The organism is Bradyrhizobium sp. USDA 4506 (genome assembly GCF_054058795.1).
Window position 1 is genome coordinate 4,721,909 of record NZ_JBSSBM010000002.1, and the last position, 26,924, is coordinate 4,748,832.

25 protein-coding genes and 2 pseudogenes are annotated in these 26,924 nt (G+C 64.5%); 7 read left to right on the plus strand and 20 right to left on the minus strand.

Annotation, left to right across the window (positions count from 1 at the left end; genetic code table 11):
• Positions 1–27: 27 nt before the first annotated feature.
• From ACVIHF_RS24645 to ACVIHF_RS24665, 5 genes and pseudogenes are all read right to left on the minus strand, one after another.
• Positions 28–1,272, minus strand: a complete 1,245-nt coding sequence (locus ACVIHF_RS24645; RefSeq protein ID WP_456792672.1) for an MFS transporter — start codon at positions 1,270–1,272, stop codon at positions 28–30.
• Positions 1,273–1,462: 190 nt separating this feature from the next.
• Positions 1,463–2,951, minus strand: a pseudogene (locus tag ACVIHF_RS24650) (cell wall hydrolase).
• 123 nt (positions 2,952–3,074) lie between these two features.
• Positions 3,075–3,257 (minus strand): hypothetical protein, encoded by a 183-nt coding sequence (locus ACVIHF_RS24655; RefSeq protein ID WP_310883004.1) that lies wholly within the window; start codon positions 3,255–3,257, stop codon positions 3,075–3,077.
• Positions 3,258–3,401: 144 nt separating this feature from the next.
• A complete protein-coding gene (gene ppdK / locus ACVIHF_RS24660; protein WP_310883003.1) occupies positions 3,402–6,323 on the minus strand; it encodes a pyruvate, phosphate dikinase in 2,922 nt (973 codons plus the stop codon).
• 91 nt (positions 6,324–6,414) lie between these two features.
• On the minus strand, positions 6,415–6,570 hold the full coding sequence (locus ACVIHF_RS24665; RefSeq protein WP_016844375.1) for a DUF3096 domain-containing protein: 156 nt from the start codon (positions 6,568–6,570) through the stop codon (positions 6,415–6,417).
• A gap of 235 nt (positions 6,571–6,805) precedes the next feature.
• On the opposite strand from ACVIHF_RS24665, the gene ACVIHF_RS24670 reads away from it, so the two are divergent.
• The gene (locus ACVIHF_RS24670; protein WP_310883002.1) at positions 6,806–7,165 is read left to right on the plus strand and encodes a DUF1236 domain-containing protein; all 360 of its coding nucleotides are present in this window, start codon (positions 6,806–6,808) and stop codon (positions 7,163–7,165) included.
• A 135-nt stretch (positions 7,166–7,300) separates the two neighbouring features.
• Here ACVIHF_RS24670 and ACVIHF_RS24675 read toward each other — a convergent pair whose 3' ends face one another.
• The 9 genes and pseudogenes from ACVIHF_RS24675 to ACVIHF_RS24715 form a co-directional block, all read right to left on the minus strand.
• Complete coding sequence (locus ACVIHF_RS24675; protein ID WP_310883001.1) at positions 7,301–8,401, minus strand: hypothetical protein; 1,101 nt, start codon at positions 8,399–8,401, stop codon at positions 7,301–7,303.
• A 138-nt stretch (positions 8,402–8,539) separates the two neighbouring features.
• Positions 8,540–8,911: a GFA family protein gene (locus ACVIHF_RS24680; RefSeq protein ID WP_310883000.1), complete on the minus strand. Its 372-nt coding sequence runs from the start codon at positions 8,909–8,911 to the stop codon at positions 8,540–8,542.
• The gene (locus ACVIHF_RS24685) at positions 8,911–9,309 is read right to left on the minus strand and encodes a methyltransferase domain-containing protein (RefSeq protein WP_456792673.1); all 399 of its coding nucleotides are present in this window, start codon (positions 9,307–9,309) and stop codon (positions 8,911–8,913) included. The genes ACVIHF_RS24680 and ACVIHF_RS24685 overlap by 1 nt, the downstream gene beginning before the upstream one ends.
• Positions 9,310–9,511: 202 nt before the next feature.
• Positions 9,512–11,608 (minus strand): glycine--tRNA ligase subunit beta, encoded by a 2,097-nt coding sequence (gene glyS, locus ACVIHF_RS24690; RefSeq protein WP_310882998.1) that lies wholly within the window; start codon positions 11,606–11,608, stop codon positions 9,512–9,514.
• Positions 11,608–12,544 (minus strand): annotated as a pseudogene (locus ACVIHF_RS24695) (glycine--tRNA ligase subunit alpha). Before ACVIHF_RS24695 ends, glyS begins: the two are co-directional and overlap by 1 nt.
• A 233-nt stretch (positions 12,545–12,777) precedes the next feature.
• On the minus strand, positions 12,778–12,969 hold the full coding sequence (locus tag ACVIHF_RS24700; RefSeq protein ID WP_026193154.1) for a hypothetical protein: 192 nt from the start codon (positions 12,967–12,969) through the stop codon (positions 12,778–12,780).
• A 116-nt stretch (positions 12,970–13,085) separates the two neighbouring features.
• Positions 13,086–13,997, minus strand: a complete 912-nt coding sequence (locus ACVIHF_RS24705; protein ID WP_057014921.1) for a S49 family peptidase — start codon at positions 13,995–13,997, stop codon at positions 13,086–13,088.
• Positions 13,998–14,293: 296 nt separating this feature from the next.
• Positions 14,294–15,097, minus strand: coding sequence for a tRNA1(Val) (adenine(37)-N6)-methyltransferase (locus tag ACVIHF_RS24710; protein WP_310883029.1), 804 nt, complete (start codon positions 15,095–15,097; stop codon positions 14,294–14,296).
• 16 nt (positions 15,098–15,113) lie between these two features.
• Positions 15,114–15,341: a putative signal transducing protein gene (locus tag ACVIHF_RS24715; protein ID WP_026193157.1), complete on the minus strand. Its 228-nt coding sequence runs from the start codon at positions 15,339–15,341 to the stop codon at positions 15,114–15,116.
• 135 nt (positions 15,342–15,476) lie between these two features.
• On the opposite strand from ACVIHF_RS24715, the gene ACVIHF_RS24720 reads away from it, so the two are divergent.
• Positions 15,477–16,487, plus strand: coding sequence for a polyprenyl synthetase family protein (locus ACVIHF_RS24720; protein WP_057015096.1), 1,011 nt, complete (start codon positions 15,477–15,479; stop codon positions 16,485–16,487).
• Positions 16,488–17,200: 713 nt separating this feature from the next.
• On the opposite strand, the gene ACVIHF_RS24725 is transcribed toward ACVIHF_RS24720, so the two are convergent.
• On the minus strand, positions 17,201–18,040 hold the full coding sequence (locus ACVIHF_RS24725) for an AraC family transcriptional regulator (RefSeq protein ID WP_310883485.1): 840 nt from the start codon (positions 18,038–18,040) through the stop codon (positions 17,201–17,203).
• A gap of 238 nt (positions 18,041–18,278) precedes the next feature.
• Between ACVIHF_RS24725 and ACVIHF_RS24730 the strand changes: the two genes are divergently transcribed.
• Both ACVIHF_RS24730 and ACVIHF_RS24735 read left to right on the plus strand, forming a co-directional pair.
• Complete coding sequence (locus ACVIHF_RS24730; protein ID WP_310883486.1) at positions 18,279–19,520, plus strand: ABC transporter substrate-binding protein; 1,242 nt, start codon at positions 18,279–18,281, stop codon at positions 19,518–19,520.
• A gap of 223 nt (positions 19,521–19,743) precedes the next feature.
• Positions 19,744–20,847 (plus strand): mandelate racemase/muconate lactonizing enzyme family protein, encoded by a 1,104-nt coding sequence (locus ACVIHF_RS24735; RefSeq protein ID WP_310883487.1) that lies wholly within the window; start codon positions 19,744–19,746, stop codon positions 20,845–20,847.
• Between the two features lie 100 nt (positions 20,848–20,947).
• Here the strand turns inward: ACVIHF_RS24735 and ACVIHF_RS24740 are convergent, their stop codons facing one another.
• Positions 20,948–21,319, minus strand: coding sequence for a hypothetical protein (locus ACVIHF_RS24740; RefSeq protein WP_253607475.1), 372 nt, complete (start codon positions 21,317–21,319; stop codon positions 20,948–20,950).
• A gap of 194 nt (positions 21,320–21,513) precedes the next feature.
• Between ACVIHF_RS24740 and ACVIHF_RS24745 the strand changes: the two genes are divergently transcribed.
• Positions 21,514–21,738, plus strand: coding sequence for a hypothetical protein (locus tag ACVIHF_RS24745; protein ID WP_225161055.1), 225 nt, complete (start codon positions 21,514–21,516; stop codon positions 21,736–21,738).
• A gap of 90 nt (positions 21,739–21,828) precedes the next feature.
• On the opposite strand, the gene ACVIHF_RS24750 is transcribed toward ACVIHF_RS24745, so the two are convergent.
• The 3 genes from ACVIHF_RS24750 to ACVIHF_RS24760 form a co-directional block, all read right to left on the minus strand.
• A complete protein-coding gene (locus ACVIHF_RS24750) occupies positions 21,829–21,966 on the minus strand; it encodes a hypothetical protein (protein WP_016848367.1) in 138 nt (45 codons plus the stop codon).
• 31 nt (positions 21,967–21,997) lie between these two features.
• Positions 21,998–22,432, minus strand: coding sequence for a cupin domain-containing protein (locus ACVIHF_RS24755; protein WP_057014914.1), 435 nt, complete (start codon positions 22,430–22,432; stop codon positions 21,998–22,000).
• A 320-nt stretch (positions 22,433–22,752) separates the two neighbouring features.
• On the minus strand, positions 22,753–23,409 hold the full coding sequence (locus ACVIHF_RS24760) for a glutathione S-transferase family protein (RefSeq protein WP_168857485.1): 657 nt from the start codon (positions 23,407–23,409) through the stop codon (positions 22,753–22,755).
• A 173-nt stretch (positions 23,410–23,582) separates the two neighbouring features.
• On the opposite strand from ACVIHF_RS24760, the gene ACVIHF_RS24765 reads away from it, so the two are divergent.
• Both ACVIHF_RS24765 and ACVIHF_RS24770 read left to right on the plus strand, forming a co-directional pair.
• Positions 23,583–24,806 carry a polyhydroxyalkanoate depolymerase gene (locus tag ACVIHF_RS24765; RefSeq protein WP_456794119.1) on the plus strand — a complete coding sequence of 408 codons (1,224 nt, stop codon included), beginning with the start codon at positions 23,583–23,585 and terminating at the stop codon, positions 24,804–24,806.
• Between the two features lie 240 nt (positions 24,807–25,046).
• Positions 25,047–25,841 carry a substrate-binding domain-containing protein gene (locus tag ACVIHF_RS24770; RefSeq protein WP_310883488.1) on the plus strand — a complete coding sequence of 265 codons (795 nt, stop codon included), beginning with the start codon at positions 25,047–25,049 and terminating at the stop codon, positions 25,839–25,841.
• 62 nt (positions 25,842–25,903) lie between these two features.
• Here the strand turns inward: ACVIHF_RS24770 and ACVIHF_RS24775 are convergent, their stop codons facing one another.
• Positions 25,904–26,740: an IS5 family transposase gene (locus ACVIHF_RS24775; RefSeq protein ID WP_253608194.1), complete on the minus strand. Its 837-nt coding sequence runs from the start codon at positions 26,738–26,740 to the stop codon at positions 25,904–25,906.
• Positions 26,741–26,924: the final 184 nt, after the last annotated feature.

Consider the following 26,924-nt stretch of genomic DNA (forward strand, 5'->3'; position numbering starts at 1 on the left):
TTGGTTTCGGGGAAATGGTTTACCCCATCAGGCAGGCTGCGCAACCGGGCGGACGACGGACTTTTCGACGATCGGCAGGTTGATCAGCGCGGACAGCACGCCAAACAGCACCGACAGCCACCAGATCGGGGTGTAGGAACCGTACTGCTCGAACACGATGCCGCCGAGCCAGACTCCGAGGAAGCCGCCGACCTGATGGCTGACGAAGGCGAAGCCGTACAGCGTCGCAAACCAGCGCGTGCCGAACATCAGCGCCACCAGCGCCGAAGTCGGCGGCACCGTGGAGAGCCAGGTCAGGCCGGAGATCGCGCCGAACGCGATCGCCGAGAAGGTCGTGATCGGGAACGAGATGAAGGCGACGATCGACAGCGCGCGGGTGAAGTAGATCACCGACAGGATGTAGCGCTTCGGGAAGACGTTCTGCAGCCAGCCGACGCTGAGCGAGCCCACGATGTTGAACAGGCCGATCGCCGCGATCACCCAGCCGCCGGTCGATGCCGGAATGCCGCGGTCGGCGAGATAGGCCGGCAGATGCACTGTGATGAAGGCGAGCTGGAAGCCGCAGGTGAAGAAGCCGAGCACCAGCAGCACATAGGAGCGATGGCCGAATGCCTCCGCCAGCGCGGTCTTGAACGACTGCTGATCGGCCGGCGCGGCGTCATTCGTCTCCGCCGGCGGCGTCGAGAGCGCCAGCGACAACGGCAGGATCAGCAGCATCAGTGCGCCGAATACGAGGAGCGCGGTCTGCCAGCCGAAATTGTCGATCATCGCGACGCCGAACGGCGCGAACAGGAATTGGCCGAACGAGCCCGCGGCGGTGCCGGCGCCGAGCGCGATGCCGCGCTGCGCGGGCGGCAGCAGCTTGCTGAACGCCGACAGCACCAGGTTGAACGATGAGCCCGACAGGCCGAAGCCGATCAAGACGCCGGCGCCAAGGTTGAGCGAGAGCGGCGTCGCCGAGTAACGCATCAGGAGCAGGCCCGCGGCGTAAAGCAGTGCGCCGACGACCATCACACGCAGCAGCCCGAAGCGGTCGGCAATCGCGCCGGCGATCGGCTGGCCGAGCCCCCACAACAGGTTCTGCAGCGCCAGCGCGAGGCCGAACACGTCGCGGCCCCAGGTGAATTCATGGCTCATCGGCTGCACGAAGAAGCCGAGGCTGGAGCGCGGCCCGAAGCTCAGCAGCGCAATCGCGCAGCCACAGACGATGATGACAAGCGGCGTGCGCCACGTGCCCGACGTCGGTCGAAGATCCCCGGTGGTAACGGCCATCTTGTCTTCCCCCGCAACTGCTGCGCGGGGAGCCGCCCCGCCGAACGTTACGGGGAGTTAATGCAGGTGCATGAAAACCCCAAGAGGGGCCGGAGAAAAATATTCGCCTGCAGGGCTGCTCTGCAGAATCGGAGAGGATGATGACCGTCATTCCGGGGCACGCCGGCCGCGGAACGGGAGGCAGAAGGCCCTATCGCCGGGCGCTGGCCTGCTCGGCCGAGCTCTGGGCGGCCTCGGCGAGCTGCGCCGAGATCTTGGCGGTCTCGGCCGGGTTGCCCCAGCTCGGCGCGTCGCTGCCGTCGCCCCAGGCGCGCGGGCGATAGAAGGTGTGGACGCCGAACTTGTACATCTTCTTCATCTCGCTGACCCAAGACGGTCGCACCCAATAGGCGTGGTAGTGGGTCGAGCGGTCGACTTCCGGCAGCCACAATTCGCCGTCGAGCATCGCCCTCGCGATCTTCCTGGCGCGGTCCCACATGTCGGGCTCGCGGACGACGTCAGCGACGTTGTCGCAGGCGAAGGTGAACTGACAGGCGTAATGGCGATTCTTGTTCTGGTAGACCACGCCGCACACCGTCTCCGGATATTTGCCGGAGAAGGCGCGATTCAGCACCACCTGGGCGACCGCGATCTGGCCACGCACCGCTTCACCGCGGGCTTCGAAATAGACCGCCTCGGCGAGGCACTTCTCCGACTTGGCGCGCGACTTCTCGTCGAACAGGCCGAGCCGCTCCGCCGGCGTCTTGGTGTGCTGGTCGTCCGCATTGACCTCGCCCTTCGGCGCGATGCTCTCGCCCATCTCGCCGGCCTTGACCGGACCGTCGGCATCGACCGGCAGTGACGCCATCACCTTCATGTCGGGATCGGGCGTTGCTGCCGGCGGTACGACAACCGGCGCCTCGCCGGGCTGCCAGCGCTCGAGGTTCTCCGGCGTGCCGAGCGACGAGCCGAAGAACAGGCTGGCGGTCTGGAATGCGAACGGGTCGCGCTCGCGCGCCGCATCGGCGGGCGCAGCAGCGGGCTTTGCGGGCGCGGGCTTCAGATCGTCGAGCGGGCTGGCCTCGAGCGAGAGCGACACGTCGTTCTGCTGCGGCGACGGCTTGGCATATTGCGGCAAGGGCGGCGCGCGCAGCGCCTCCTGCAATTCAGGATCGAGCGGCGCGCTGTCGGCCGGTGCGGTCGCGGTCTTCATGCCCTTGACCGACGAATTCGATGTCGCCGGATCCTCGTTCGCCGGCGCCGTATTTGCAGGCTCCGCCGGTTCGACCTGATCGGGCCGCCGGACGACGAGGCGATCGCCCTTCATGGTGCGATCGACCTTGGGAAAATCGGATGCCTGGTAGCGCGGCGGCGGGGCTGTGATCGGATTGCGCGTCACCGTTCCGGTGATGTCGAGGTTCGAACTGTCCAGTCTTGCGAGCAGGATTTGCGGCGCTTGCGGCGCGGACGTGCCGATCGGACGGCCGAAGCTGTAGGTCGCGACCTGGATTGAGCCAACGTCCCGCGACGGCGGAGGCGAAGACGCGCTTCTGCCAGCGCTCGGCGACGCCGGGCTGCCGGGCCAGGAGCGAGGCAATATCCTGATATCCGATCTCGGTCGGCATCAGTGCGAAGATGCCAAGACCGAGACCGAAGAGCGCAAGACGTGCGCCCTTCGGCTGGTTACGCGACACAAACATCGTACGCTCACGCAACGCTTACTGAGTGCAATCGAACGCGGTACATCCGCGCAATTCGACCTTTCTCGTTGCTAAACCGTTTAGGTTGCCGCGGAGTTAATCGGCGTTGCTCGCGCGCTACACTCAAGCAATCGCGCATGTTTCGCGCGTTGCATTGCGCGCCTTGGTAAACGCGCGGCGCATGAAAGTCGTAAACAACAGGTCAACGGAGATGGTGAACAAAGTGTTGCAGGCACGGTAGCCACCCGCCGTCATTGCGAGGAGCGACAGCGACGAAGCAATCCATGGCTCGGCAAGTGGAAACATGGATTGCTTCGCGGAGCCTGTCATCGGGCGCGCGTTCGCGCGACCCGTTGGCTCGCAATGACGCTATATTTTCAGGCTGCCTCAACAAACAAAAATGGCCGGGACTTGGTCCCGGCCATCGCACTCTCTGAACTGTAAGATCGCTCACGCCTGGCTGGCGATCTCCTTGCCGAGCGCGGCCTGCGCCGCGGCGAGACGCGCGATCGGCACGCGATAGGGCGAGCACGAGACGTAATCGAGCCCGACCTCGTGGCAGAACGCGACCGACGCGGGATCGCCGCCGTGCTCGCCGCAGATGCCGACCTTGAGGTTCGGACGCGTCTTGCGGCCGCGGGTGACGCCGATCCTGACGAGCTCGCCGACGCCGTCGCGATCGACCGAGATGAACGGATCGATCTCGAGGATGCCCTTGGCGACATAGGTGCCGAGGAAGCTCGCGGCGTCGTCGCGGCTGATGCCGTAGGTGGTCTGCGTCAGGTCGTTGGTGCCGAAGGAGAAGAACTCCGCGGTCTCGGCCACCTCGCCCGCCATCAGGCAGGCGCGCGGCAGCTCGATCATGGTGCCGACCTGGTAGCTCAGCTTGACGCCGGTTTCCTTCATCACCGCGTTGGCTGTCGCATCGATCCGCGCCTTGACCAGATCGAACTCGGCCTTGGTCGCGATCAGCGGCACCATCACCTCGAGACCGACCGGCTTGCCGGTGCGCTTGCCGGCTTCGACGGCAGCCTCGAAGATCGCACGCGCCTGCATCTCGGCGATCTCCGGGTAGGCGATCGCAAGACGGCAGCCGCGGAAACCGAGCATCGGGTTGAACTCGGAGAGTTCGCGGGCGCGGTCGGCGAGCTTGCGCGGATCGGTGTTCATGGCACGCGCCACTTCCTCGATCTCGGCCTGGGTGTGCGGCAGGAACTCGTGCAGCGGCGGATCGAGCAAGCGGATCGTGACGGGCAGGCCCTGCATGATCTCGAACAGCTCGACGAAGTCGGCGCGCTGCATCGGCAGCAGCTTCGACAGCGCGGCGCGGCGCGACTGCTCGTCCTCGGAGAGGATCATCTCGCGCACGGTGCGGATGCGGGTCTCCTCGAAGAACATGTGCTCGGTGCGGCAGAGGCCGATGCCTTCGGCGCCGAACTTCACCGCGGTGCGCGCGTCGTCTGGCGTATCGCCGTTGACGCGAACGCCGAGCTTGCGGACCTCGTCGGCCCAGCCCATCAGCGTGCCGAACTCGCCGGACAGCTCCGGCTCGATCATCGGCATGCGGCCGGCCAGCACCTGGCCGACCGAGCCATCGATGGTGATGACGTCGCCGGTCTTGAAGGTGCGCGAGCCCACGCTCATGGTGCCGCGGCCGTAATCGACGCGGATGGTGCCGCAGCCGGAGACGCAGGGCTTGCCCATGCCGCGCGCGACCACCGCCGCGTGCGAGGTCATGCCGCCGCGGGTGGTGAGGATGCCTTCCGCGGCGTGCATGCCGTGGATGTCTTCCGGGCTGGTCTCGATGCGGACCAGGATGACCTTGCGCCCGTCGGCCTGCAGCTTGGCCGCTTCGTCCGACGAGAACACGATCTCGCCCGAGGCAGCACCAGGCGACGCCGGCAGGCCGGTCGCGATCACGTCGCGCTTGGCGGCCGGATCGATGGTCGGGTGCAGCAGCTGGTCGAGCGAGGCCGGATCGATCCGCGTCACCGCGTCCTTGCGCGAGATCAGGCCTTCATTGGCGAGTTCGACCGCGATGCGCAGCGCCGCCTTCGCGGTGCGCTTGCCGCCGCGGGTCTGCAGCATCCACAGCTTGCCCTGCTCGACCGTGAACTCCATGTCCTGCATGTCGCGGTAGTGCTTCTCGAGCAGCGTGTAGATCCGCGTCAGCTCCTTGAACGCGACCGGCATCGCGGCTTCCATCGACAGCTTGTCGGAGCCGGATTCCTGGCGCGCCTCCTCGGTGATGTCCTGCGGCGTGCGGATACCGGCGACAACGTCCTCGCCCTGCGCGTTGATGAGGAACTCGCCGTAAAGCTTGCTCTCGCCGGTCGAGGGATTGCGGGTGAACGCGACGCCGGTGGCCGAGGTCTCGCCCATGTTGCCGAACACCATCGCCTGCACATTGACGGCGGTGCCCCAGGATTCCGGAATGTCGTGCAGCTTGCGATAAGTCACCGCGCGGGCGTTCATCCAGGATGAGAACACCGCGCCGATCGCGCCCCACAGCTGATCGTGCGGATCCTGCGGGAAGTCGTGACCGGTCTCCTTGGCAACCGCTTCCTTGTACTTGCCGACCAGTTCGACCCAGTCGTCGCCGGTCAGGTCGGTATCGAGCGAATAGCCCTGGCCGTCCTTGAAGGTGTCGAGGATGTCCTCGAAGTGATGATGCTCGAAGCCGAGCACCACGTCCGAATACATCGTGATGAAGCGGCGATAGCTGTCATAGGCGAAGCGGCGGTCGCCGGAGAGTTCGGCCAGCGCCTCGACGGTGCGGTCGTTGAGGCCGAGATTGAGCACGGTGTCCATCATGCCCGGCATCGAGGCGCGCGCCCCCGAGCGGACCGAGACCAGCAGCGGGTTCTTGGCGTCGCCGAAAGTCTTGCCGGTCAGCTTGCCGACATAGTCGAGCGCCTTCTCAACCTGTGCTTTCAATTCCTTCGGATACGTCTTGTCGTGCTCGTAGAAATAGGTGCAGACCGAGGTCGGAATGGTGAAGCCGGGAGGCACCGGCAGGCCGAGATTGGCCATTTCCGCGAGGTTGGCGCCCTTGCCGCCGAGCAGATTGCGCAAGGTCGCCTGGCCCTCGGCCTTGCCGTCGCCGAACGTATAGACCCACTTGCCGGCCTTGATCGCAGCCGGGGCCGCCTTCTTCGCAATGGCCTTCGCCGGCGCCTTGCCAGCGGGCTTTGCGGCGGGCTTTGCAGCCGATTTGGGGGCGGCTTTCGGCGCCGCCTTCGGGGCGCTCTTCTTCAGTGCTTTGCGCGCCGGAGCGGCCTTGCGGGCTGCGGCGGAGGGCTTTGATTTCGCTGCTGTTTTCTCGGCAGTTTTCGCAGCAGTTTTCTTGGACTTCGCGACGGCTTTGGCCATGTCAGACAACAATCCGGAAGGAGGGGTCGAAGATGCGCGCCTTACACCATTTTGAGGGGTTCCGCGCAAGCCGCGAAACCCCTCTTTCCCGCTAGAGGTGCAACCAGCGCAGCAGACCCATCCCCACGAGCCCGACGAAGATCAGATAGATCGCGACGATGTAATTGAGGAGCCGCGGCATGATCAGGATCAGGACGCCCGCGATCAGAGCCACGATAGCAGGTAGATGCCCAGCGGTGATGGTCATTGAAGTTTTCTCCGGGGGTTGCTTGGAGGAGCGAATCGAGCGGCAGTTTATCCGCTGAGGGAAGTTCCCACATCAAGACGCAGGTCCCGCCGACGAGTTCCCGCAACTCACGAAAATTGCTCCAAATTGCCGCGTATATGGCGGCGGTTTTCCGGAACATCACCGCAGCCGATGCATTGGCTCGCCGTGCGCATCGGCGATGGCTGGCGCGCACCGAAAAAGAATGGAGCGAGCCATGCGAAACAGATTACTTGCCGTTGCAGCGGTTGCTGCCGCGATCACGGTGCCGGCTGTTGCCGCACAGGCCCAGACCGTTGGCGTCGTCCGCGGTGGCCCGCCGGTTGCAGTCGATGATGACGAGGGCATTACTGTCGAGCAGCGTCCGGCCTTCCGCGAGTACATCGTGCGCGAGCGCGTGCCGAACTACACGGTTCCGGATCGCATCGTGGTCGGCACAGTGCTACCGGACGCCGGCGTGACCACTTACGACGTGCCGCAACGGTTCGGCGCGACGCCCTATCGTTACACCGTCGTGAACGGTGAGACCGTTCTGGTCGAGCCGCGTTCGCGACGGATCGTTCAGGTGGTCGACTAGATCAACGTCAGCACGATCGCCTGAACGACAGTCCGGGCGCCGCGCAAGCGGATGTGCGCGAGGATCGACCGGACCAGAAAGCCCCGCCCGGTTTCCCCTCCGGGCGGGGCTCTTCCGTTCTGATGCCGTGCCGGGTTACGACTTGAGGATCGAGAGCAACGTCGAGGTCGACTTGTAGCTCTTGATCGCGGCGTCCTGGAAATCCTGCGTCCAGTTGGCCGCCTGGCGCTCCTCCGCGCTCATCGAGGAATATTGCTTGAGGATGCCGAGGCTGAACTGGCGCGGATCGCCGGCGGTCTGGCTCTGCTTCAGCGCGTCGAGCACGGCGAGACGTGTCCGCGTATTGAGTTCCTGCTTGGCCGCGAAGATCTCCTCGGTGGAGAACTTCTTGTCCTGGTTCAGCGAGATCGCCGAGAGCGAGCGGTTGTCAAGCGAGGACAGGTCGGCGAGCTGTCCGGTCTTGCGGCGGGAATCGTAGACCAGCTCCTTGCCGCTCTTCGCCGCCTCGCTCTTCTGCCGATCGAGGAAGGCGCGCACGTCGCTGGCGATGCTGCTGAAGTCGCGCGTCGTGCTCTTTGTGGGAGGCGCCGTCCCCGCCAGCGCGGCCGCGATCGGATCGCCGGAAATTCCCGATGGCGCCGTGCTCGGATCCTGCTGCGTCGCCTGATAGCCCTTCAGCACCGCGGCGCGCTGGCTGGCCCAGGTTGCGGTGGCCTTCTCCTCATCGCTCGCACCATCGAGATAATCGAGCGCGGCCTTGTAGCTGATGCTGTAGTCGCCGGTCAGGCGCGTGGTCGCCAGCGACGGCTCCATCGCCTTGTCGAAGCGCTGCTTCAGCTCGGTGGCCGCAACCACCTGCTCGTCCGGGGTGAACTTGCCGCCATTGTTGGTTGAGATCGCAAACAGCGAGCGACGGTCCAGCGTCGAGAGATCGATGGTGGTCTTGCCGTCGACGATCGGTGCCTTGACGCCGGCGACCGTGTAGAGCCGGTCGAGCGTGATACGTGCATCGCTGGTGACGCTTGCGAAATCCGGCAGCGGCGCCTTGGCGAGCTGCGCGCGGGCGGCGTCCGACAGCGTGAGGTTGGTTGCGGCGTTGGATGTCGAGGACGCCGACAGATCGCCGGCGGTGCCGTCGCCCGACAAGGTCGCCGCCAGCGAGGGCGTCGCTGCTGCCCGCGCATAGGCCGAACCATATTGGGCGTAGGGATTGGGCGTGGTGCCGATCGAGGTCATCGGGCGGTCCCTGCATTGGCGCGAGGGGCGATGTCTTAAGAAATCGTTGCTTCGTCAGGACCTTCGCAGGGCATGGTTAACAAATTGCAAATTGTGTCGAAATATTTCCAGCGCGACGCAGATCGCTGCGGCGGTGGTCTATTTGTCGACGACCCAGGCGTGGCGGCGCTGCGTGAAGACCGATTGCGACGGTGCGGGAAAATCGGGGTCCGCGAAGGCGCCGACCGCAACGCCGATCAGGTCCGGCGCGCGACCGGGCTCCCAATAGACCGACGATCCGCAATTCGGGCAGAAATGAAACACCACGGCAGATCCACTGCCGCCGATGCGGCTGTATTCGCGCGCCTCGCCCTGCGGCTCGACGTCAGCGCGCGGAAAGAACGCCGCGACGCCATAGGTGCTGCCGGTTCGCTTCTGACACTCCAGGCAATGACACAGCGCTACTGTGGTGGGCTCGCCCTGACAGGTGACGCGGAGCCGTCCGCAGGCGCATGTCGCGACCCGCGCCATCATCGCCTGCCCTTGCTGGCGACCAGCCGGTGAATGACCTTGCCGGACGAGGCACTGACGACCTCAGCGTCGAGCAGCAATTCGGCCGCTGCAAGTTCGGTCCGCACCAGCGCGGTATCGAACGCCGCGTAAAGCCGGCCATGCGCATCGCGCGCATCATCACCCGCGGTGACGCGCCAGCTCAGATAGAAGATGCCGCCGGGCTTCACGATATCGAACATGCGGCGCACCGACGGCGCGATCAGCGCGTGGTCGAGATGCATGATCACGGTCTCGCACAGCACATTGTCGAAGCTGCCGGCCGCGATGCCCGACAGATCGGGCAGTTCGGCGCGGGCAAAGCGCAGCGCCGGATAGCGGGCGCGGGGCCTCCGCGAGCAGACCCTCGGAGGCGTCATAGCCTTTGGCCGGAAAGCCGTGGGCATTGAGCCAGGCCACCTCGCGGCCGCTGCCGCAGCCGATATCGGCGGTTGCGCCGCCCTTGATGAAGAAGCGCGCGACGATTTCTTGCAGATCGACCGGCGCCGGCTGGTCGTGCCAGTCCTGCGCAAACGCCGCCGCATCCTTGTCGTAAGCGGCGAGCGTTGCGCGGTCCATCGATCAGCCCTCGATCCGGGAGAAATCCGCTACCGCGCGCGTCGCGGCCCGGATCTCGTTGAGCAGCTTCAGACGGTTTTCGCGCACCTTCGGATCGTCGTCGTTGACCTTGACCTTGTCGAAGAACGCATCGACCGCCGGACGCAGCTTGGCCATCGCGCTCATCGCGGCGGCGAAGTCTTCCTTGGCGACGGCGGCGGACGCTTCGGCCTTCACCTGGTCGATCGCCTTGGCCAGCGTCTTCTCTTCGTCGAGCTTGTAGAGCGCGGCGTCAGGCGCGCCGTCGAAGGTCCGCTTGTCCCTCTTCTCCTCGATCGCGAGAATGTTGCTGGCGCGTTTCGTGCCAGCGAGCAGGTTTTTGCCGTCGTCGCTGTCGAGGAATTTGCCGAGCGCCTCGACGCGCCGGACGACGAGCAGCAGATCGTCCTGGCCACCAAGCGAGAACACGGCATCGACGAGATCGTGGCGCGCACCCTGATCGCGCAGCTGGACCTTCAGGCGGTCGGCAAAGAAGGCTAGCAGATCGTTCGGCAGCGTTTCGGCATCGGCCTTGAGCGACAATCCGAGCAACGCGGATTTGGCCGTCTTCAGGATCGGCAGGCGCAGCGTATTCTCGACGATCAGCCTGATCGCGCCGAGCGCTGCCCGGCGCAGCGCGAACGGGTCCTTCGAACCCGTCGGCTTCTCATCGATCGCCCAGAATCCGGCGAGCGTGTCCAGCTTGTCCGCCAGCGCGACCGCGACGCTGACCGGATCGGTCGGCACGCGATCGGTCGGCCCCTGCGGCTTCCAGTGGTCCTCGCTCGCGGCGGCGACGGACGCATCCTCGCCCTGCGCCAGCGCGTAGTACTTGCCCATCAGGCCCTGCAACTCCGGGAATTCGCCGACCACTTCGGTCAGCAAATCGGCTTTCGCGAGGCGCGCGGCGCGCCTGGTCTTCGCGACGTCGGCGCCGACCAGCGGCGCGATCTCGGCGGCGAGCCGCTCGATCCGCTTGATGCGCTCCGCCTGGGTGCCGAGCTTCTCGTGGAACACGATCTGCTCGAACTTCGGCAGCCGGTCTTCCAGCTTGGTCTTCAGATCGGTCTCGTAGAAGAATTTTGCGTCGGACAGCCGCGGACGGATCACGCGCTCATTGCCGGCGACGATGGTCTTGCCGCCGTCGGGCGCCTCGATATTGGCGGTCAGCACGAACTTGTTGGTCAGCTTGCCCGTCTTGGGATCCCTGACCACGAAGCACTTCTGGTTGTTGCGGATGGTGGCGCGGATCACTTCATCCGGGATCGACAGGAATTCCTTCTCGAACGATCCCATCATCACCACCGGCCATTCGACGAGGCCCGAGACCTCATCGACCAGCACCTGGTCCTCGACCAGTTCGAGGCCCTGCGCGAACGCCAGTTCCTTGGCGTCCTCGAGGATGATGTCCTTGCGCGCCTGCGGATCGAGGATCACCTTCGCGGCCTTCAGCTTGGCCTCGTAATCCTCGAAGCGGCGCACGGAGATCGCACCCGGCGCCATGAAGCGATGGCCATAGGTGCTCTGCCCGGCCTCGATGCCGTCGACGGAGAACTTGACGATGTCGGGCTCCTCGGTCTCCAGACCGAAGGTCGCGGTGATGGCGTGCAGCGGGCGCACCCAGGTGAGCGAGCCTGATTTCGCCGAGCGCGCGCCCCAGCGCATCGATTTCGGCCAGGGGAAGGTCCGGATGATCACCGGCAGCATCTCCGCGATCACGTCGATCGCAGCGCGGCCGGGCTTTTCGATCAGCGCGATGTAGAAGTCGCCCTTCGCGTCTTTCTGGATCTTTGCCTCTTCCAGCGACGTGAGACCGGTCGCTTTCAGAAAGCCCTGCACCGCCGCATCGGGGGCGCCGATCTTCGGGCCGCGACGTTCGGTCTTCAGGTCGGGCTGGCGCGCGGGGATGCCGTGCACGGTGAGCGCAAGACGGCGCGGGGTTGCGAACGCCTTGGCGCCCTCGTACACCAGGCCTTCAGCGACCAGCTTGTCGGTCACCATGCGGCGCAGATCGTCGGCCGCTTTCGCCTGCATGCGCGCGGGAATTTCTTCGGAGAACAGTTCGAGGAGAAGATCGGGCATCAGACCGCCCTGCCCGTTTCAGTGTGGATCCATGCCTCGCCGCAGGCCTTCGCCAGGTCGCGCACGCGGGCGATGTAGCTCTGCCGCTCCGTCACCGAGATAACGCCGCGGGCGTCGAGCAGGTTGAACACGTGGCTCGCCTTGATGCACTGGTCGTAGGCCGGCAAGGCCATCAGATGTTCCTTTTGATTCCCACCCTCACGCCAGCCGGCGGCGAGATATTTGCGGCAGGCGTCCTCGGCCATCCTGAACTGCTCGAACAGCATCGCGGTGTCGGCGTGCTCGAAATTGTGTCGCGAATATTCCTGCTCGGCCTGCAGGAAAACATCGCCATAGGTGACCTTCTCGGCGCCCTCGCGGCCGTTGAAGTTGAGGTCGTAGACGCGGTCGACGCCCTGCACATACATCGCGAGCCGCTCGAGTCCGTAAGTAAGCTCGCCCGCGACCGGCGCGCATTCGACGCCGGCGACCTGCTGGAAGTAGGTGAACTGCGACACTTCCATGCCGTCGCACCAGCATTCCCAGCCGAGGCCCCAGGCGCCGAGCGTCGGGCTTTCCCAGTCGTCCTCGACGAAGCGGATGTCATGGACGGCGGCGTCGATCCCGATCGCGGCCAGCGACTTCAGGTACAGGTCCTGAAGGTTCGGCGGCGACGGCTTCATGATCACCCTGGAACTGGTAGTAGTGCTGGAGGCGGTTGGGGTTTTCGCCGTAGCGACCGTCCTTGGGCCGCCGCGAGGGCTGCACATAGGCCGCGTTCCAGGGCTTGGGCCCCAGCGCGCGCAGCGTGGTCGCGGGATGGAAGGTGCCGGCGCCCATTTCCATGTCGTAGGGCTGCAGGATGACGCACCCCTGCTCCGCCCAGAACCGCTGGAGGGCCAGGATGAAGCCCTGGAACGAACGTTCCGGGCGCATGTGGTCAGGCAGGGCATCCATCGTTGGAATCGATCTCGCGAGGGGGTGTGAGGCGCGCGGGACCGTATCGGCGGCAGCCAATGGAATCAAGGCGATGGAGGATGTTTCTGCACCTCGCCCCGCTTGCGGGGAGAGGTCGAAATTCGCGCGCAGCGCGCATTTCGGGTGAGGGGGACTCTCCGCGAACTTAGGTCTTTCGAATCTGCGGAAACAGCCCCTCTCCCCGCAAGAGCGGGGCGAGGGAGATCCAAGCCCTAGCCCGGGCGATAGGCCCCGGTCACGGGGTCGCGGCGCAGGGTCTTGATTTCGCCCGCGCGGGTGGCCTCGGCCACGCGGGACAATCGCGCCTCTTCGAGTTCCTGGTTGATCCGGACGGCCGTCTTGTACGCCCAGCGGACCACGGCCAGGCTTCCCAAGACGCCTGCGAATGCAATCAGCGGCGGCATCGGTCGATCCTTGTCGTTCACGTCTGTCAGGCCCCCAACGACAGGCATTCTCGCGCAAGGCGGCCTGCGCCGCAATCGCGGTTTTGGGGCTAAATGGCGCGCTCACATCCCTGTGTTCACAGCCCGAATCTGGCCCAAATCGCCCGGGTTTCCAGCGCCGAGATCACCTCGTCCGGCAGCGCGGCCAGCCCGTCCAGCGCCGCCAGCGACCCTGCCCCCGGCGCCCGCCGGCCGAGCAGGCCGGACAGCAAGCCGCTGGCCGGCGCAATCACCGGGGTCAGCACCTTGTCGCCATAGCGGGCCCGTAGCGTGGAGCGGATGTCGCCGATGCCGTCGGCGAGCCCGAGACCGATCGCGGTATCGCCGGCCCAGTATTCACCGGTAAACAGCATGTCGTCGGCGCCCTTGAGGCGGCTGCCGCGGCTCTGCTTCACCAGCGCGATGAAGATCGCATGGATCTCGCGCTGGATCGCCTTCAGCCGGGCAACGTCGTCCGGGTTCTCGGGAAGGAACGGATCGAGCATCGCCTTGTGGCTCCCCGCCGTATACAGCCGGCGCTCGACCCCGATCTTCTTGATCAGCCCCTCCAGGCCAAAGCTGCCGCCGACCACGCCGATCGAGCCCAGGATCGAGGACGGGTCGCAATAGATCTCGTCGCCCGCGCAGGCGATCATGTAGCCGCCGGACGCCGCGACGTCCTCGACGAACACCAGCACCGGCAGCTTCTTCTCGGCGGCGAGTTGCCGGATGCGCAGATAGATCTGCCGCGACTGCACCGGCGAGCCGCCCGGCGAATTGATCACCAGCGCTACCGCCTTGGCATTCCGCGTGCCAAAGGCGCGCTCCAGCATCTTGGCGACGCCGGAGAGTGTCATGCCGGGCCGCAACGGCGTCACCGCGCCGATCACGCCTGCCAGCCGCACCACCGGCACGACGGCCGCGCCGCGCCTGAAGCGCGCCGGCAACACTGCCTGCACGCGTTCGAGCAGTCCCGAACGTCCAGCGTGATCACTTATTTGTTCACTCATGCCGTTACCTCGAATTAACCACTTTTTATCACGCCACTGTCATTGGAATCCGTGGAACGCGTTTTGCATTTTGTCATTGGGGCTGCAATGCGCGGGCGGAGAGGGACTCATGAAAATCTATCTGCTGATTTTGCTGATCGGTACACTCCTGGCGGCGATCCACTTCACGTCCACGCCGGACCGCCAGTCGGAAACGGCTTCGCAGTGATTTAGTGCCTCTGACGACGTGGGCAGCATGCCTGCCCGCTAAAGCGCAATGCCATCGCGCCTTGGCTTCTTGTTCGAGCATGATCTTTTTAGCGCCGCGCCAGCGGCAAATCCCCCTTCCCGGCCAGAATCTCCTGCACCCATTTATTGGGCACGCCTGACTCTTCATTGAGCAGCAGTGCGGCATGCAGCCGCGTCGGCGCCCGGCCGCCCTTGGTCGCCCGCACCAGGATTCGGATCGCCGGCGACGCCCCGTCGCCGTGAACGGGCAGGATCTCGACACTGCCAAAACCACGGTCCAGCGCAGCCAGCACCTCGGCAATGCCGTCGGCCCGCCAGATCAGCGCAAGCTGCCCGTTCGACTTGAGAATCCGCCGCGCCGCGTGAACCCAGCCGGCCAGCGTGGTCGCGCTCGCGACATGGGCGCGCTCGCGCACACCGTCCGGCGAGGCGCGGTGCCGCGACGGATCGTTGAACGGCGGGTTCATCAGCACGACGTCGGCGCTATCCGGCCCGAGGCCGGCATCATCGAAGGCTGCGGCGCCGGCTTCGACATCAAGCACGATCACCTTCGCCATGATCGCGTTGGTGGCGGCATTATTCCGCGCAAGCTCGGCCAGGGCCGGGTCGATTTCGACCAGGACGAGATCGATCCCCCTCACCCGCCGCGCCACCGCCAGCCCGGCCGCGCCGACGCCGGAGCCGAGATCGACGACGCGGTCGCCTGATCGAGCCGGCGTCGCCGCGGCGAGCAGGATCGCGTCATGGCCGGCGCGGTGGCCGCTGCGGGGTTGCCGCAGGCGCAATTGGCCACCGAGAAATCCGTCTTCGGTGATCCCGGCGGCCGGAGACTCGCTTTTTGACGCGTTTTCTTCACGCGAACCGGGGCCCATTTCGCTCGAAAACGCTCTAGTCATCGGCCCGCAATTCGTGGCCGAGGCCGGCATCGGTCAGGAGCTGGCGGGCCTCGTGGTTGTCGTCCTCATGCACCAGGATCCGCCGCGGCAGCACGCCGAGCGAGCCCTCGATGATGCTCATGTTCTGGTCCAGCACCAGATGATGGATGTTAGCGCTGTCGAGCAGCGCGCCGATGGCGGAGACCAGCACCATGTCATTGGTCCGTACCAATTCCCGCAAAATACGCTCTCCTGTCGCCCCGGCAGTGCGGCACTTGCGCCACATGTCAATAACTTGATGGCCTTGCCGCTGCACCGCTCAGTTTCTATTGTTATAGCTGAGCATAGTGCGTATTCGGCAAAATTGGAGACCAGCGTGGCGGTTATTGTACCCTTCGAAAGCCCGTCCAATGCTTCGATCGACGGGCTGGTGGGACTTCTCGCCGCCGACATGGAGCGCGTCAACGCGACGATCCTTTCGCGGACCGGCTCCGAGGTCACCATGATCCCCGAGGTCGCCAATCACCTGATCTCCTCCGGGGGCAAGCGGTTGCGCCCGATGCTGACGCTGGCAATGGCCCAGCTCGCGGACTATTCCGGCGACGGCCATATCAAGCTCGCCGCCGCGGTTGAGTTCATGCACACCGCGACCCTGCTGCATGACGACGTGGTCGACGAGAGCGAGCTGCGCCGCGGCAAATTGTCCGCGCGGATGCTGTGGGGCAACGAGGCCAGCGTGCTGGTCGGCGACTTCCTGCTCGGCCAGGCGTTCCGGATGATGGTCGAGGTCGGCTCGCTCCGCGCACTCGACATCCTCTCCGCCGCCGCCGCCACCATCGCCGAGGGCGAGGTGATGCAGCTTGCCGCCGCCAAGAACACCGCGACCACCGAGGACGAATATCTCGCGGTGATCCGCGGCAAGACCGCGGAGCTGTTCGCCGCCGCCTGCGAGGTCGGCCCCGTGATCGCCAACCGTCCGAAGGCCGAGCAGACCGCGTGCCGCTCGGTCGGCATGAATCTCGGCATCGCCTTCCAGCTCGTCGACGACGTGCTCGACTATGGCGGCAAATCCGCAAAACTCGGCAAGAATGTCGGCGACGATTTCCGCGAGGGCAAGATCACGCTCCCGGTGGTGCTCGCCTTCCGCCGCGGCAATGATACCGAACGCAAGTTCTGGATCCGCGCGCTGGAGCGCGGCGAGATCGGGTCGGCCGACCTCGATCACGCGATCGGGCTGATGACCAAGCACCGCGCCCTGGAAGACACCATCAGCCGCGCCCAGCACTACGGCGCGATGGCGGTCGACGCGCTGGCGCTGTTCCCACCCTCGCCGATGAAGACCGCGCTGGAAGAGGTCGTCGCGTTCTGCCTGGCGCGCTCTCATTGATCTAGGCACTCGCGAACAACAAGACGGTGTCGTCCCTGCGAAGTAGGGATCCATGCTCTGCGGCCGAAGTTGTGACGGGGACTCGTCGTTCCAACATCGCACAATAAGCAGCATCGGCGGTTATGGGTCCCTGCTTTCGCAGGGACGACACCCAGTTTGTTGCACCGCCCGTCGCAAAATATTTGTCGTCCTGGCGCAAGCCAAGACCCATGGCCACCGAATTTGATGGTGAAAGAGATCGCGGCCCCGGCGTCGCGCAACAATTGCCATTTGGGGTAATGGGTCCTGGCATTCGCCAGGACGACATCGAGTTTGTTGGCCCGGGCAACTCAGGTGTATGGCTCACCCAACAACGTCGGCACGATCGACGGTGTCGTCCCTGCGAAAGCACTAGCGTATATACATATCCTCCGCAGTCTTTCCGGAGTCTTCTCAAAGAGTTGGCCGAAAACCGCAGAGAACTTACTCATCTGCACTAGGGTTGCGCCCGCCGATTTCGGCTCTCGCCTAGTAGCTAACCCCTTGATGATGAGTCGGTTTTCTAGCCTCGAAGAGATGTGTAAATGCCCTAGTGCGAAAGCAGGGACCCATACTCCGCGGCGAGAGTTGTAGGTGGGTCTCGTCATTCTAGCGTCACGCAAATAACAAGCATCGGTGGTCATGGGTCCCTGCTTTCGCGGGGGCGACACCAGGGTTTGCTGCACCGGCGCCCGCTACTCCTTCACCGGCACCCAGATCTCCAGCCCGCCATTGCCGGTACTCGCATCGAACTTCTCGTCGTAGCGCTCGAAGTTCGGCGCGTCCGCGACCTTCATGCCGGATTGCGGCAGCCAGCGATTCCAGATCGTGTTGACGGTGCGGCGGATGGTCGAGATGTGGTCGGCGTGGGTGAACACGACGTATTTCTGCTCGGGAATCCGGACGCGCGCGAACTCGCGCGGCAGGTCGGAGAAATCGGCGACCTCGACGCCGGCGATGTAATCGAAATTGCCGGCATCATCGCCATTGCAGCAGACGCCATAGGCGACATTGCCGATCTGACGGGGAATATGCACACATTGCTGGTGGAAACTCTGCCACTGGTTCGGAATGCCGGCATCGCTGCCATTGCCGTGGTTGTAACGCTCGCCGATGCCGGCGACGAGGAACGCCTTCCCGGTGGCGATGCGCGGCGGATCGATGTGGTCGAGAGCTGTCGAGATCATGGTGATCGGCTCCTGGAGATTGAGTGTCGTCAGACACGTTGTCGCGCGCACCGTCTCGGGCGTGACGCCGAAATGGTCGCGAAACGCGCGGGTGAATGCTTCGTGGGAGCCGTAATCCGCATCCAGCGCGAGGCTGAGAATATCGGGCGCACCGGCCGCGAGTTGGCGCGCGGCTTCGCTGAGCCGCCGGGCCCGCACATAACGCATCACCGAGAACCCGGTCGCCTCCGCGAACGCCCGTACCAGATGGAAGCGCGAGACGCCGGCTACGGCGGCAATCTCGTCGAGCGTCAGCGGCGCGCCGAGATGGCTTTCGATATACCAGAGCGCCTTCTGGGCTGGATTCATGGATGACGGCTTTCCTGCAAAGCTCGGGCATCATGCACGGCTGCCGCGCGCGGCATTTGACAGTCCTTGCTGCCCGACGGCGAAACCGCGGTTCCGCTCCACGGAAATTTACCCGCAAAGCCGTCGCTGGCAACAATGTTGCAATCGTGCATACTCGCCAACGCATCGATCCGACGGCTCATCAAGCTGCCCGATAATCAAGACTGCAAGAGCCGCGGCCAGCATGTCAGGGAGGACAATGATGCACCACCAACGCTTGAGCTATGCCAACTGCGTCAAATCAGCGGCGCTTGCGGGGCTTTTGACCATCGCCGTCGCCAGCGCCGCCAACGCGCAGAAGAAATACGATCCGGGCGCAACCGACACCGAGATCAAGGTCGGCAACATCATGCCCTATTCCGGTCCGGCGTCGGCCTACGCCACGATCGGCAAGACCGAAGCCGCCTATTTCAACAAGCTCAACAGCGAAGGCGGCATCAACGGCCGCAAGGTCAACTTCATCTCCTACGATGACGCCTACTCGCCGCCGAAGATGGTCGAGCAGGCCCGCAAGCTGGTCGAAAGCGACGAGGTGCTCCTGATCTTCAATCCGCTGGGCACGCCGGGCAATACCGCGATCCAGAAATACATGAACGCCAAGAAGGTGCCGCAGCTGTTCGTCTCCACCGGCGCGGCCAAGTGGAATGATCCGAAGAACTTCCCGTGGACCATGGGCTGGCAGCCGAGCTACCAGGTCGAAGCGCGCATCTATGCCAAGTACATTCTGCAGAACTATCCGGGCAAGACCATCGGCGTGCTCTATCAGAACGACGATTTCGGCAAGGACTATCTGATCGGCCTGCATGACGGGCTCGGCGACCAGGCCAAGAAGCTGATCGTCGTCGAATCCTCCTACGAGACTTCGTCACCGACGGTGGATTCGCAGATCGTGCAGATCAAGGGCGCCAACCCCGACATCTTCGTCAACATTGCAACGCCGAAATTCGCGGCGCAGGCGATCAAGAAAGCCGCCGAGCTCGACTGGCATCCGGTACAGTTCCTGACCAACGTCTCCGGCTCGATCGGTGGCGTGATGAAGCCGGCCGGCTATGAAGCGAGCCAGGGCGTGCTGTCCACGGCGTATCTCAAGGACCCCAAGGATGCCGAGTGGAAGAACGATCCGGCGATGACCGAGTGGCGCGCCTTCATGACCAAGTGGTATCCCGAAGGCGACCTCGACGACGCCGCCACCGTATTCGGCTATGGTGTCGCCAAGGGGCTCGAGCAGGTGCTGCGGCAATGCGGCGACAATCTCACCCGCGAGAACCTGATGAAGCAGGCGGCTAGCCTCAACCTCGAGATCGGCATCTATCTGCCCGGCACCAAGATCAAGACCGGGCCGGACGACTATGCGCCGATCGAGCAGTTGCAGATGATGCGCTTCAAGGGCGAGAGCTGGGAGCGGTTCGGCCCCATCATGAGCGGCGAGAAGAGCAGTTGAGGGCTTTCCTCCACAACTTTGCGGTTCGTGATGCCCGGCCGTGCGCCGGGCATCCACGTCTTCGACATGATTCACGAGCAAGACTTGTCGCAAGCAAGACTCGTTACGAGCAAGATTTGCGATGACCGGAACCCAGACCAGCCGAAGCGCCGCCGTTCTTCAAGCTCAAGTGTCCGGCCACCACGAATTCCAGGCACATCCTGCGATCGGAAGGACAACAACAATGAAAATCACCGACGTCCGCGCCTACCATATCCGCATTCCCTACGACGCCGGGCCCGCGAGCTTCCGCCAGGGAGCTTCCGCGATCTCGGCGCTCGACATGGTGCTGGTCGAGGTTTCGACCGATGCCGGCCTCACCGGCTGGGGCGATGCGTTCGCCTATGTCTGCCCGAAGACGAGTTGCACGGCGGTGGCCGAGATGATCGCACCGCAGGCGCGCGGCCTCGAGGTGCCCGACGCCGCCAGCATCCCCGCCGCGATGGAGCAGATCCAGCGCAACCTGCATCTGTTCGGCCGCTACGGCATCACGATGTTTGCGATCTCGGCGCTCGACATCGCGCTATGGGATCTCGCCGGCAAGGTGAAGGGCGTGCCGCTGCATCAACTGATCGGCGGCGCGAAGCGCAGCACGATCCCGGCCTATGCGAGCCTGATGCGGATCGGCAATCCGGCGCATATCGCCGCCGAATGCAAGAAGGCGATCAAGCTGGGCTATTCGGCGATCAAGCTGCACGAGACCACCGTGCCTGCGGTCACCGCCGCGCGCGAGGCGATCGGCCCCGACGTGCCACTGATGGTCGACATGAACTGCCCGCTGGACGGACCCGCGGCGATCCAGTTCGCGCGCGACTGCAAGCAGGCCGCGCCGCTGTTCCTGGAGGAGCCGGTCTGGCCGCCGGAGGATTTTGCGACGCTCGCCGAGGTGCGCAGAGAAGGCCGGCTCGATATCGCGGCCGGCGAGAACGCCTGCACCGTGCATCAATTCCGCCAGATGATGACCGCGGGCGCGGTCAGTCACGCGCAGCCCTCCGTGATCAAGGTCGGCGGCATCACCGAATTTCTGAGGGTGGCCGTCCTCGCCGACGAGTTCGGCGTCCAGGTGATTCCGCACTCGCCCTATTTCGGGCCGGGCTTCCTCGCCACGCTGCATCTGATGGCGATCCGCGACGCCGGGCTGATCGAGGTGTTCTTCATGAAGCGTCCCGCCTGCCTGTGGGGCGACCGCATCGACGTCGACGCCAACGGCCATGTCGCCGTGCCGCAGGGACCCGGCCTCGGCTACGAGCCGGATCGCGACGTGATGGAGCAGTATCGGGTGGCGTAGCTGAGACCCTGTCATTGCGAGGAGCGAAGCGACGAATCAATCCATCGTTCCGCACGCGCGGTGGGATGGATTGCCTCGCTTCGCTCGCAATGACGATTTCCTACTTCGTCCCGTCCTTCGCAGCCGGCGCGGCATCCTTCGCCGGCGGCGCGTCGGCTTTCTTCTTCAGATCCTCGGTCAGCTTGACCTGCGCTGTTTGCAGATCGGTGACGAGCTTCTGCAAGCTCGCGACCGAACTCTGCAAGCTCGCGATCTGTCGGTTGGCGGCGTCGAGCTTCTGCTGATGATCCGACGTGAGCTTGTTGATCGTCTTCTGCAGGAAGTCGACATTGCTCTGCAGACAGCTGGTGCGCCGCTCCATGGTTTTCTCGACGGTGCAGATCTCGATGCCGGGAACGTCCTGCGCATGCGCGGTTCCGGCGACGCCGAGTGCGAGCGGTGCCAGCAAGGCGAGAACAAAACGAGCGGTCATCGGCGTCTCCAGGCAAATGCGTCATTCACAGTTTTGTGCTCGCGACGCTGAAAGCGAGGCAGACATACCACACTGAAACCGCATTCAAGCGGTGTGCTTCACCCATTACGGGACTACTCGTGGGGACGGGGGCCTTCGGAACTTGTTTGGTTCGATCCCTTTTGGCTCGACCTTGGGCAGTGGAGACAGATCGCATGGCAACGCGCGAAAAACGGTTGGCGCAATTCGACGGCAATGGCGAACCTGCGCCGGAACAGCGCGTGGAAGTACTTTGTGAGGATCATAGCGGAACGTATCAGCTGCCGTTCGCCTGCCGCTTCGTCAACGGCCAGTGGCGCAATGACACCACCGGCGGCGCGCTGGAAGCCAATGTCATCGCCTGGCGGAAGCCGCGCGAGAAGCAGGCGGGCATGGCCTGAGGCCGGCATCGGCGCGCGCTGTTTCAAAACGCGACGCGCGCACACCGTGCCTTAAGATTTGGAACGCGGGTGGAACGAACCGCGTCCGAATCACTGATCGAGCAGCGTACTGCGTTGTTCACGGCTAGATGTGGTCATCAGCCCCAGGCTGCGCACCACATACAGAAGCATGACGATCGGCCGCAGCCAGCGGCCGATAACAAAAGTTAACTCCTCCGCAGACGACATTGCGATCCCTCCTCTCTGTCCTGCCTGGCGATCATTTCCACGGCGTGATCGGCGGCACCGCTTCGGTCGCCGGCGGCACGTCCACGGTCTTGAAATCGGCCGGGCTGACGATCTCGAGGTATTCCATGTCCTTCGAGTAATCGAACAGGTAGTGGGTGATGCCGGGACGCTGATGGATGACGTCGCCGGCCTCGACAAGCGTCTCCTTGTCCTCGTACATGAAGCGCGCCCAGCCCTTGGTCATGATGACGATCTGAAAATCGCACAGATGCTTGTGCCAGCCGGTGCCCTGCTCCGGCGGCATGTCGGGATTGGCCTTGACCAGGTGGCAGATCACCTGCCCGCTGGTGGCATCGGCGATGCCGAGATCGCGATACAGGAAGAAGTCGCGCAGACCTCCGCCCTTGAACTCGGTGTCACCGGGTTTGACGTGGGAGAATTTGCTGACGACGGCGTGCTGGTTCATTTCAAGCCTCCACGGTTCTCGTGTTCGCGAGATCGCGGCGCGGCTCGGCGTCCAAATTTTCGGCAGCGTCGCATCGTCGCGGTCACAGCTCGGTCATGCCATGCGAAATCCTTGCCAGCCGGATTGGGCTGCGGCGAACCGTCTCGCCATGCGCTGATATCGCCGCGGAAGCATTTGGAGCGAGGCGCGAATTTGCGCCTCAGTGGCTGTCGCGCGCGTCCGTCGCGCATGGCAGGTACCCGACGCCGGTGGCACGTCCATTGAGCAAGGCTTGCCTCGTGCTTGAGCCGCCGATGCAGGCAGGCCGGCACGGGCGCTGCCTAATATTCGACCTCGAGCTCCTCGACGTCGGCCGGCTCCGCCTTTGCGGCCTCGATCCATTCCTGCATCTCGGGCATCGTCATGATGGTGCTGGCATACACCGCAAGTGCAGGCTCGAGCTTGACGTCATAGGTCATGAAGCGGGTCACGACCGGCGCATACATCGCGTCCGCCATGGTGCGGCGCTCGCCGAACAGGAACGGCCCGCCCGACGCGCCTAGGCAATCGCGCCAGATGGTGCAGACGCGATCGATGTCGGCCTGCGCTCGCGACCAGATCTTGAAGCCGGGGAAATGGCCCTTGAGATTGACCGGCAGCGAAGAGCGCAGCGTGGTGAAGCCGGAATGGATTTCGCCCGAGATCGAGCGGCAATGCGCGCGCTGAATCCGGTCTTCCGGCAACAGCCCGGCATGCGGCATGATCTCGTTGAGATACTCGCCGATCGCCAGCGTATCCCACACCGTCGCACCGTCGTGGCGCAGGCAGGGCACCAGGATCGAGGACGACAGCAGCAGCAGCTCGGCGCGGGCCGACGGGTCGTCGGGCGCGGTGACCACCTCCTCGAAGTCGAGCCCGGCGAATTTCGCCAGCAGCCAGCCGCGCAGCGACCAGGAGGAGTAATTCTTGCTGCTGATGGTGAGTGTCGCTTTCGCCATATCGGTCCCTCACGCCTGAACGCGTCCTCAGCTCCCGGATATCGCGCGCCGGTTCAGCCGCCGCGCACCCGGAGCCATCAGCTTTTGCAGCAAGCCACGTGCCAATTTGCCGGGCGGCCGGCCCGCCTCTGGCGTCGATATTGCATGGCAAGCCAGGCCACGGGTGGATGCGTATGATGTCAATGATGTACCAAGCCTATCAGAACCACATGGACCTCACGGCGCCATGGCGGACCGGGGCTGCAGCGGCGCTGAAATACCTCAATCTGGTGCCGCAGGGCGCCGCTGACCGGATGTATGGCCGGCTCGCGGCCGCGCTCGAGCTGATCTCGCGCTCCAGCCTGACCTACGCGCGGCCCCCTTATGGCATCGGCAGCGTGACGGTCGGCAACAGGGAGTTAGAGGTGACCGAGGAGGTCGCCTATGCCACGCCGTTCGGCTCGCTGCTGCATTTCAGGAAGGTGGACGGACCGGAGCAACCGCGGCTGCTCTTGGTGGCGCCGATGTCCGGGCATTTTGCCACCCTGCTGCGCGGTACCGTGAAGACGCTGCTGCAGGACCACGACGTCTACATCACCGACTGGCACAACCCGCGCGACATCCCACGCAGCAAGGGCCGCTTCGGGCTCGAGGATTACACCGACCATCTGATCGACTTCCTCGGCCAGCTCGGCCCGCGCGCGCATATGGTGGCGATCTGCCAGCCTTCGGTGTCGGCGCTGGCGGCCGCCACGATCATGTCGGAGGACAATCACCCGGCGCGGCCGGCCTCGCTCACCCTGATGGCCGGGCCGATCGACACAAGGATCCAGCCGACCAAGGTGAACGAATTCGCCAAGAGCAAGCCGATCAAATGGTTCGAGGACAATCTGATCAATTACGTGCCGATGCAGTGCAAGGGCGCGTTGCGTCAGGTCTATCCCGGCTTCGTGCAGCTCACGGCGTTCGTGTCGATGAACCTGGAGCGGCACATCAAGCAGCACATCGATCTCGCCGATCATCTCGCCAAGGGCGAGACCGCCAAGGCCGCTGTGATCAAGACCTTCTACGACGAGTATTTCGCGGTCATGGATCTGCCGGCGGAGTTTTACATCGAGACGGTGCGCGACGTGTTCCAGGAGCATCTGTTGCCGCAGGGCATGCTGATGCATCGCGGCCGCCCGGTGACTCCGGCGGCGATCCGGCGCATGGGGTTGATGACGGTGGAAGGCGAGAAGGACGACATCTGCTCGATCGGCCAGACGCTCGCCGCGCAAGACCTCTGCACCGGAGTCCGCACCTATCGCAAGGTGCATCACATGCAGGCCGGCGTCGGCCATTACGGCGTGTTTTCCGGCAAGCGCTGGAACAACGAGATCTACCCGCTGCTGCGCGACTTCGTGCATGTGAATTCGTGACAGATTCCCCGTAGCCCGGATGAAGCGAAGCGCAATCCGGGAAGGTGTTTCCGCGGAGAAGCCGCCCCCGGATTTCGCTCCGCTTCATCCGGGCTACGAAATCTCGCCTCCCGACAATGCTCCATCTGTATCGTTGCGCTCCTCGCAATGACGGTGTGGCGCTAGCCATGCCTGCCCTCGCGCAGTAGTCTCCCCGGCCACGACGACCCGCTTCCGAAGAATCGTCCAGGGAGAAACTCCATGCGCGCGCCCACTGCCTTCCGTGCCCTCACGCTTGCCGTGATCGGCGCCCTCGCCTTCACCTCAGCCGTAACTGCCGCCGAAGTCCATGTCATGATCTCGGGCGGGCTGACGGCGGCCTACAAGGCGCTGGTGCCGGAGTTCGAACGCAAGACCGGGCACAAGGTGGTGACCGCCTTCGGGCCGTCGATGGGTACCACGACGAACGCCATTCCGGTGCGGCTGGAGCGCGGCGAGCCGGCCGACGTGCTGATCATGGTCGGCTATGCGCTCGGCGATCTCATCAAGCAGGGCAAAGTGCTGGCCGACAGCCGCGTCGACCTCGTGAAGTCGCCGATCGGCATCGCGGTGAAGGCCGGCGCGCCAAAACCGGACATCGGCTCGGCCGACACCGTCAAGCAGGCGCTGCTGGCGGCGAAGTCTGTCGCCTATTCCGACAGCGCCAGCGGCGTCTATGTCTCGACCGAGATGTTCGCAAAGCTCGGCATCGCCGATCAGATGAAGGACAAGGCGCGGATGATCCCGGCGACCCCGGTCGGCGAGATCGTCGCCAAGGGCGAGGCCGAGATCGGCCTGCAGCAGATCTCCGAGCTGAAGCCGGTCGCCGGCATCGAGATCGTCGGCCCACTGCCGGAGCCGTTGCAGAAGATCACGGTGTTTTCTGCCGGGATCGCGACGGTTGCAAAGGAGCGTGAGGCCGGCAAGGCGCTGATCAGCTTCCTCGCCTCGCCGGATGCGCACGACGCGCTGGTGAAGAGCGGCCTCGATCCGATTGCGGCGGGTGGGACGCATTAGCGGCGTCCGACTCTCTCCCCGTTCTACTCCCTCCCCGTCATCCTGAGAGTCTGACTCATAAATCACCCAACCTTAGCTGCAGCCGCGAGTCTGCGGGTCAGGAGCCTGATGTGTGCAATCAGCAGCCAGGCAGCTTCGGTTGCCACCGTCGCCTCGAAGTCCTTGGCGAGGCGGCGGCATCTGCCGAACCAAGCGAATGTGCGTTCAACCACCCACCGCCTCGGCAGAAGCTGGAAGCCTTTGACGCCTTGAGGCCGCTCGACGATCTCGACAGTCCATGGACCGCAGTCTGAGAGCGCGTCGAGGAGTTGATTTCCGCGGTAGACCCGGTCGGCAAAGACGTGGCGCAGCCGGGGGAAGTTCATCCGCACGTTCTTCAGCAGCGGTACGGCGCCATGGCAGTCCTGAACGTTGGCCGGATGAACATGAACCCCGAGGAGGAGGCCATTGGTATCCGTCACGATATGCCGCTTGCGGCCGTAGATGCGCTTGCCTGCATCGTAGCCGCGCGGTCCGCCAGCTTGCGTGGTCGGCGCACTTTGACTGTCGATCACGGCTGCCGTCGGCTTCGGTGTCCGTCCAAGCTTTTTTCGCGCCCGTCGGACAAGCACGCTGACAATCCTCTGCCACCGGCCTGTATCCCGCCATCTATAAAAATAGCCCTGCACCGTCGAATAGGGCGGGAACTCCTGCGGCAACGCCCGCCACTGGCAGCCGGTCGAAACGATATAGAGGATCGCTTCGATCACACGACGCAGCTCCGTCTTACGCGGCCGGCCGCGCCGGTTCGCTCGCGGCAACAGGCGTCTGATCAGCGCCCACTCCGCATCGGTCATATCGCTTGCATAACGCAGATCGTCCCGCCGATATTGCTCCCGAGTGATCTTGGTCCAGGGCATCGTGCTCTCCCTCGAATCTTTGCAAATCCGATGGAATCACACCCCACTGAGATCACTCACCCATTTTTCAGTCAGGCTCTGAGGAGCCTGCACTTGCGGGCGTCTCGAAGGATGCACGGCCCGGCTGGTGGCCGTCGACCCTTCGAGACGCCCGCAAGTGCGGGCTCCTCAGGGTGACGGGACT